Source organism: Nocardia jinanensis (genome assembly GCF_014645735.1).
GTDB lineage: Bacteria > Actinomycetota > Actinomycetes > Mycobacteriales > Mycobacteriaceae > Nocardia > Nocardia jinanensis.
In genome coordinates, this window is sequence record NZ_BMMH01000005.1 from 320,279 (window position 1) to 326,561 (window position 6,283).

At 65.3% G+C, this 6,283-nt stretch carries 6 protein-coding genes; 2 read left to right on the forward strand and 4 right to left on the reverse strand.

Annotated features, from left to right (window positions below; genetic code table 11):
* Positions 1 to 58: 58 nt before the first annotated feature.
* The 3 genes from IEY68_RS14820 to IEY68_RS14830 form a co-directional block, all read right to left on the reverse strand.
* The gene (locus IEY68_RS14820) at positions 59 to 877 is read right to left on the reverse strand and encodes a mycofactocin-coupled SDR family oxidoreductase (RefSeq protein ID WP_062998019.1); all 819 of its coding nucleotides are present in this window, start codon (positions 875 to 877) and stop codon (positions 59 to 61) included.
* Positions 878 to 1,076: 199 nt separating this feature from the next.
* Positions 1,077 to 1,271, reverse strand: a complete 195-nt coding sequence (locus IEY68_RS14825) for a ferredoxin (protein WP_062997513.1) — start codon at positions 1,269 to 1,271, stop codon at positions 1,077 to 1,079.
* Positions 1,272 to 1,302: 31 nt separating this feature from the next.
* The gene (locus tag IEY68_RS14830; RefSeq protein WP_062997511.1) at positions 1,303 to 2,529 is read right to left on the reverse strand and encodes a cytochrome P450; all 1,227 of its coding nucleotides are present in this window, start codon (positions 2,527 to 2,529) and stop codon (positions 1,303 to 1,305) included.
* A gap of 230 nt (positions 2,530 to 2,759) precedes the next feature.
* Here IEY68_RS14830 and IEY68_RS14835 point away from each other — a divergent pair, with 230 nt between their 5' ends.
* Positions 2,760 to 3,581, forward strand: coding sequence for an enoyl-CoA hydratase/isomerase family protein (locus IEY68_RS14835; protein WP_062997509.1), 822 nt, complete (start codon positions 2,760 to 2,762; stop codon positions 3,579 to 3,581).
* Between the two features lie 122 nt (positions 3,582 to 3,703).
* Here IEY68_RS14835 and IEY68_RS14840 read toward each other — a convergent pair whose 3' ends face one another.
* Positions 3,704 to 4,525 (reverse strand): NAD(P)-dependent oxidoreductase, encoded by an 822-nt coding sequence (locus IEY68_RS14840; protein WP_063916261.1) that lies wholly within the window; start codon positions 4,523 to 4,525, stop codon positions 3,704 to 3,706.
* Between the two features lie 272 nt (positions 4,526 to 4,797).
* Here IEY68_RS14840 and IEY68_RS14845 point away from each other — a divergent pair, with 272 nt between their 5' ends.
* Complete coding sequence (locus tag IEY68_RS14845) at positions 4,798 to 6,282, forward strand: aldehyde dehydrogenase family protein (RefSeq protein WP_062997507.1); 1,485 nt, start codon at positions 4,798 to 4,800, stop codon at positions 6,280 to 6,282.
* The last annotated feature ends 1 nt before the right edge of the window (position 6,283 follow it).

Sequence of the window (6,283 nt, forward strand, 5' to 3'; positions counted from 1 at the left end):
GGATCTCCTCGGAGCACACGGAGGACACGGCACCGCAGCGGAATAGAATCGGTTCCGATCAGTACCGGGCCGCGCCGCCGTCGATCGAAAGCGGAACCGCGGTGATGAACTTCGACTCCTCGCTCGCCAAGAAGAGCACCGCGTCCGCGATTTCCTCTGCGGACGCCGCAAAGCGCGGCAGGAAAGGGGTGCCCATATTGTTGAGCGCCGGATTGGTCTCACCCGCGGTGGCCAGCCCTTCCTGCATGGCGCCCGAACCCATGGGCGTGTCCACCGCGCCGGGATGAATGCTGTTGACCCGGATATCGTGCCGGCCGAGTTCGGCCGCGAAGGCCCGTGCCATCCCCGTGACGGCGTGTTTGCTCGCGGTGTAGTGCACCATGAACGGCTGCATCTTCACACCCGCGTACGAGCTCGTGAGAACGATGGAGCCACCACGTCCGCCCGCGATCACATGCGGCGCGGTGACCGTGACGGTGTTCCAGACGCCGACCACATTGATGTCGATGACATCCCGGAACTCCTGTGGGCTGATGTCGTCCCACGCGTGGGGGATGCAGATACCGGCGTTGGCGATGACGATATCGAGCCGGCCCAGTTCGGCGACCCCGGCATCGGTGGCCGCGCGTAGGGCGTCGATATCCCGGACGTCGGCGACGGTCGTGACGATCCGGCCACCGGCCTCTTTCACCAGACGCGCCGTCTCGTCCAGATCCGCCGGGGTCGCCGAATCGTAGAGCACGCCGGGCAGCGGGCCGGCCAGGTCGATCGCGATGATATCGGCACCTTCTCCGGCGAGCCGTACCGCGTGCGCCCGGCCCTGACCACGGGCCGCACCTGTGATCAACGCGACCTTACCTGCTACCCGTCCGGTCATCGATATTCCTCTCCAGCTGCGGATGATCGGCGGACGGCTCCGCCGATCGCGGTGAGCGGCACGGTTGACCGCCACCATTAGTGTGACTCACTAAATTATATAGACCTTCTGACTCGAGTAGGACGAGGGTGACGATCGTATCCGGCACACAGTTCGGACCGGTAGTACCGGCCCGAACGAGCACAACCGTCGCGACCCTTTACTCGACCACCGTCACCGCACGTTCCGGGCAGGCGTACGCACCGGCGCGTGCCTGCTCGCGCTGGGACTCGTCCACGGAGCCGTCGCCGGCCACCTGACCGAATCCGTCATCGTCGTAGACGAAGACATCGGGGGCGTTCATGAAGCAGAGCCCGTGTCCGACACAGGCTTTCGAATCGATGGAGACCTTCATTTCGCTGTTTCCTCCCAGGTCGATCTGTTCGTCAGCTGGCGCCGTCGCCGACCCGGGGACCGGGGGTGAATCGGATCGGCATACTGGATACGGCGTAGACTTCCGCGGCGTCTTCGAACCGCTCGGGGGTCCCCGCCAGTTCGAAATCCGGCAGGCGGGTGAGGATTTCGTCCATCATCACCCGGAACATCATGCGCGCGAGACTGGAGCCCATGCACCGGTGCGCTCCGACGCCGAAGGCCAGATGCTTCTTGTTCTGCCGGTCGAAATCGATCACGTCGGGGTCCTCGAACACCGCGGGGTCGCGGTTGGCGGCGGCCCACAGCAGGACGGCCCGCTCCCCCTTCTTCATCTCGAAGCCGCAGAACCGGCCATCTTTGCCGATGGTCCGGGCCAGCCCCTGAGTCGGCGTGTCGTAGCGCAGGAACTCCTCGGTGGCATCGGGCAGCAGATCGCGATCCTCGATCAATCGCTGCCGCAACTCCGGACGCTCGATCAGGCGGATCATGGCATTTCCGGTGAGGCCACTGGTGGTGTCCATCCCGCCCATCAACAACAGGACGGTGTACATCGTGATCTGGACATCGTCGAGCGGCGTGCCGTCGATTTTCGCCTGCATCAGGGCGCTGAGCGCATCGTCGCCGAACCCTTCACTGCGGCGCTGCGCCATATGTTCGGCGATCTCGCCGAACATCTCCATACCCGCGATACCGGCTTTCTCGGGATCGCTTGCGCGGTCGTGGACGGTCGAGTGCACCCAGTGCACCCAGTGTTCGTACTTGGACTCGTCCATACCGAGCATATGCAGGGTGAGCCGCGCCGGGAGTGGCGTGGTCAGCTCCTGCACGATATCGCATGATCCGCGTTCGATGAACCCGTCGATCAATTCGGTGGCCAGTTCCCGGGCCTTGGGCTCCAGCGTATCGGTCGCCTTCGGTGAGAAGCGGTTGAGCAGGATGCTCCGCAGCTTCTGGGTCAGCGGCGGGTCGGATTCGATGGGAATGATGGGGAAGGGCATCTCGGAGGCGGGGACACCCACCGACGGGTACGAGTTGAACATATCGTCGTCGCGGGCGGCCTCGAAGACCGTCGCATAGTCGGAGAACACCCAGAAACCGCCGTGCGTGCTGCTGTGCGTGACGGGGCACTTCGATCGCAACTCATCGAACTGTGCGTAGTTGTTCTCCCGGAATTCCGCCGAATGGTGGTCGAATTCGACCTCGACACGCCCATTGGACCCGTGCTCGGTGGTAGTCATCTCTCTCGATCTCCTTGTTCGATTCCCGCCCCTCGATCCGGGGAGGTCACTCGCGCAGAAGGACCATCCGCCGGGCCTCGGCAGGGCTGCAGGCGCAGGCGGGGCAGTGCGCAGGTGACGGCTGGTGCGAGCGCCGTCACATCGGATAATATAGCTTATTAATTAACCTATGTCGCGATTTTCCGAGACGGACCCGACAGTCCGCGCACCATCGACGATCTGGAGCACATATGTCAGCGCACACCGACCCCCGGCCGCCCGCCGGAGACTGGCTCGGCACGCCGTATCTCACTTTCCATCGCCAGGGAGCGATCGCGATCTGCACGGTGGATCGCCCGGAGGCGCGTAACGCGCTCACCCCCGCCATGTACTTCGGTATCCGGTACGCGATCACCCACGTGGACAGCGATCCCGACCTCGCCGGCCTGATCATCACCGGCACCGGCGATATCTTCGTCCCCGGCGGCGATCTCGGGAAGTCCGGGGCCGACGACTGGCTGGATTTCGAGACCACACTCGGCATGGATGTGACACCGTTCGACACCCTGCGTCGCGCGCGTAAACCGGTGGTGTGCGCGGTGAACGGCCTGTGCCAGGGCGGTGGCCTGATGATGGCACTGTGCAGCGATCTGTCGGTGGTCAGCGAGCGGGCGACCTTCCGCGTTCCGGAACTGTTGCGCGGGATCGCCGACACCTACTACGCCCAGATCCTGCCCCACGTAGTCGGCCCGGTGCGAGCCCGGGATCTGATGTTCACCGGCCGGACGCTGTCGGCGCAGGAGGCGCTCGATTGGGGCATGGTATCCCGGGTGGTCCCACACGATGAGTTGCAGGACAGCGCCATCGAGTTGCTCACCCGGATATGCCAGACCGCGCCCGATGCCCGAAGCACCGTCAAGGCGAGTCTGGACGCCCACCTCGGGCTCTTCGACCGAATCGGCATGGCCACCAGCTTGTCCGGACCGGAGGCGCTGGAGGGATTCCAGGCTTTCAAACAGCGGCGGTCGCCGGCCTGGGTCCCGGCAGAACTGCGCCGCGACGGCCGGGCCTGACCGGGTCGGCGCCCGGCGGCGGTCGCCGAGTACCACGCAGGCCACCTCGGGCAGACTCCATGCGACAGCCCGGTGGCCGGCGGGTGGCCATTGGCCACCCGCCGGCCATACCCTCTCGCCGTTCACGAAAACGGCAGCGGCCCCCGCCCGACGATCTCGCGGAGCAGACCGAGATCGACGCCCAAATCGGCCGCATCCGATTCGACCGCCAGTACGTCCTTACGGATGTAGGGCACCGATTTGCTCAGCACGTCGATACCCTGCGCCCGGAGATACCCGAACACCCTGCTGTCACCGCTGCACGCGGCAAACGCCTCGACCACCTGCTCGGCCGCCAATCCCAGCTCGGCGGCGAGCCCGACGACCGACTGCGCGACCTGCGCATGTGCCGCGAAGGTGAGATTGTTGAGCAGTTTGGCCCTCGTCGCGGAGCCGATGCCCCCGGTGCGCAACACCTGGGCGCTGTAGGTCCGCAGATACGGTTCGGCCTGCTCGACCGCAGCGGCGGCGCCGCCGGCCAGCACGGTGAGCTTTCCCTCCGTGATCGCTTCCGACGTCCCGCTGACCGGCGCGTCCAGGAACTCGATATCGCGCGCCCGCGCCGCCGTCGCGACCCGGTCGACCGTCGCGGTCGCGATAGTCGTGTGGTTGACCAGCACCGCGCCGGCCGGGAGGTTACCGATCAGCCCGTCGTCACCGAGGGCGAGGTCTTCGAGTTGATCACCGGAGAACAGGCACACTATGCAGGTTCCGACCGACCGAGCAAGCTCGGCAGCCGAATCGTGCACCTTCACACCTTGCTCGGCGAACTTCGCCCGCACCTCGGGCCGACGAGCGTAGAGCTCTACCGGAACCCCCGCTCCGAGCAGGCGTGCCACCATCGGCGACCCCATCGAACCCGCGCCCACGAATCCGACCGGGCCTGCTGCCGTTATCGATGCCATCCGCATTTGCCTTTCCTCACCTTCCGGAGATCCGACCGGCCTCCGGGGATTGCGTTACGTTCCAATGTCTGCGGCTACCGGCCCATCAGCGAGAGATGCCGCGGCGCACGCCCCCGACGATCACATCCGAGTAACGAACTGGGTTACAGTTAGTTGATTAATTTAACCCATTAGTCTGATTTAGATGTATGATCTAGCCTACGCCGGATGGTGATCTCTGTCACCTTCGGCGCTTCGGCGGCAAATACCCACCACAAGGAGTTGAACGCACCATGACGACCTCCACCACTCCGGCGGCGGTTCAGGGCGAAGCCCGGATGCTCATCGGAGGACGACTCGTCGAATCCTCATCGGGCAAGAAGTTCGAGAACATCAATCCGGCGACCGGAAAGGTGATCGGACAGACCTACGACGCCGGCGCCGAAGATATGGACGCCGCGATCACGGCCGCGCGCCGTGCCTTCGATACCACCGACTGGTCGACGAACCGCACCCTGCGCAAACGGTGCCTGCAGCAACTCCAGGACGCGCTCGTCGATGAGCAGGAAGCCCTGCGCGCCGAACTCATCGCCGAGGTGGGCGCGCCGGTGGCGACCACCTATATCGCTCAGCTCGCCTGGGCTCTCGACGACGCGCTCCCCCATGCGATCGCCCTGATCGACGAGTTCCCCTGGCAACGCGACCTCCCTGACGCCGAGGTCATGGGCGCGAAGGCACGCCGGCAGGTGTGGAAGGAAGCGATCGGCGTGATCGGTGCCATCACACCGTGGAACTTCCCCTTCGAAGTCATCCTCAACAAACTCGCTCCCGCGCTGGCGACCGGCAATACCGTCGTGCTCAAGCCTGCGCCGGACACCCCGTGGAACGCCACCCGGCTGGGCCGGATCATCGCCGAACGCACCGACATTCCCGACGGTGTGGTGAACGTGGTGCCGACCTCCGACAATGCCGTGGCCGAACGTCTCGTCACCGACCCCCGGGTGGACATGATCTCGTTCACCGGCTCCACCGGAGTCGGAAAACGCATCGTGGAGAAATCGGCGGCGACCCTCAAGCGCACCTTCCTGGAACTGGGCGGAAAATCGGCGATGATCGTGCTCGACGACGCCGACTTCGCCGCCACCATTCCCCAGTCCATATCGGCGTGCATCCACGCCGGCCAGGGATGCGCCCTCACCAGCCGGCTGCTGGTCCCGCGCGCACGGTACGAGGAAGCGGTCCAGATCGCCGCCGCGGCCTATGCGCAGATCGGATACGGCGATCCGACCGACCCCGCGGTGCTGTCGGGACCGCTGATCAACGCCCGCCAGCACGAACGTGTGCTGTCTTATATCGAATCCGGCAAGGCGGAAGGCGCCCGCGTCGTCGCCGGCGGCGGCGTACCCGAACACCTGACCGAAGGTTACTTCGTCCAGCCCACCGTCCTGGCGGATGTGGACAACTCGATGACAGTGGCCCAGGAGGAAATCTTCGGGCCCGTGCTGGTGATCATCGCGTTCGACGACGACGACGACGCGATCCGCATCGCCAACGACAGTCCCTACGGCCTGTCCGGCGCCGTATTCTCCGCCTCACCCGAACGCGCCGAGCGCGTCGCCCGCGCCGTTCGTACCGGCACCATCGGCATCAACGGAGTCGGCAACTGGTACGGCGCCGATGCTCCTTTCGGTGGCTACAAGAACAGCGGACTCGGCCGCCAGAACGGTATCGAAGGCTTCGAACAGCACCTGCAGACCAAAACCGTCGGCATCTCGTAGC

Excerpts from the sequence above, each read along its gene's own strand:
- IEY68_RS14820 (WP_062998019.1), bottom strand. The coding sequence starts at position 877 with ATGACCGGACGGGTAGCAGGTAAGGTCGCGTTGATCACAGGTGCGGCC.
- IEY68_RS14825 (WP_062997513.1), bottom strand. The coding sequence starts at position 1,271 with ATGAAGGTCTCCATCGATTCGAAAGCCTGTGTCGGACACGGGCTCTGC.
- IEY68_RS14830 (WP_062997511.1), bottom strand. The coding sequence starts at position 2,529 with ATGACTACCACCGAGCACGGGTCCAATGGGCGTGTCGAGGTCGAATTC.
- IEY68_RS14835 (WP_062997509.1), top strand. The coding sequence starts at position 2,760 with ATGTCAGCGCACACCGACCCCCGGCCGCCCGCCGGAGACTGGCTCGGC.
- IEY68_RS14840 (WP_063916261.1), bottom strand. The coding sequence starts at position 4,525 with ATGGCATCGATAACGGCAGCAGGCCCGGTCGGATTCGTGGGCGCGGGT.
- IEY68_RS14845 (WP_062997507.1), top strand. The coding sequence starts at position 4,798 with ATGACGACCTCCACCACTCCGGCGGCGGTTCAGGGCGAAGCCCGGATG.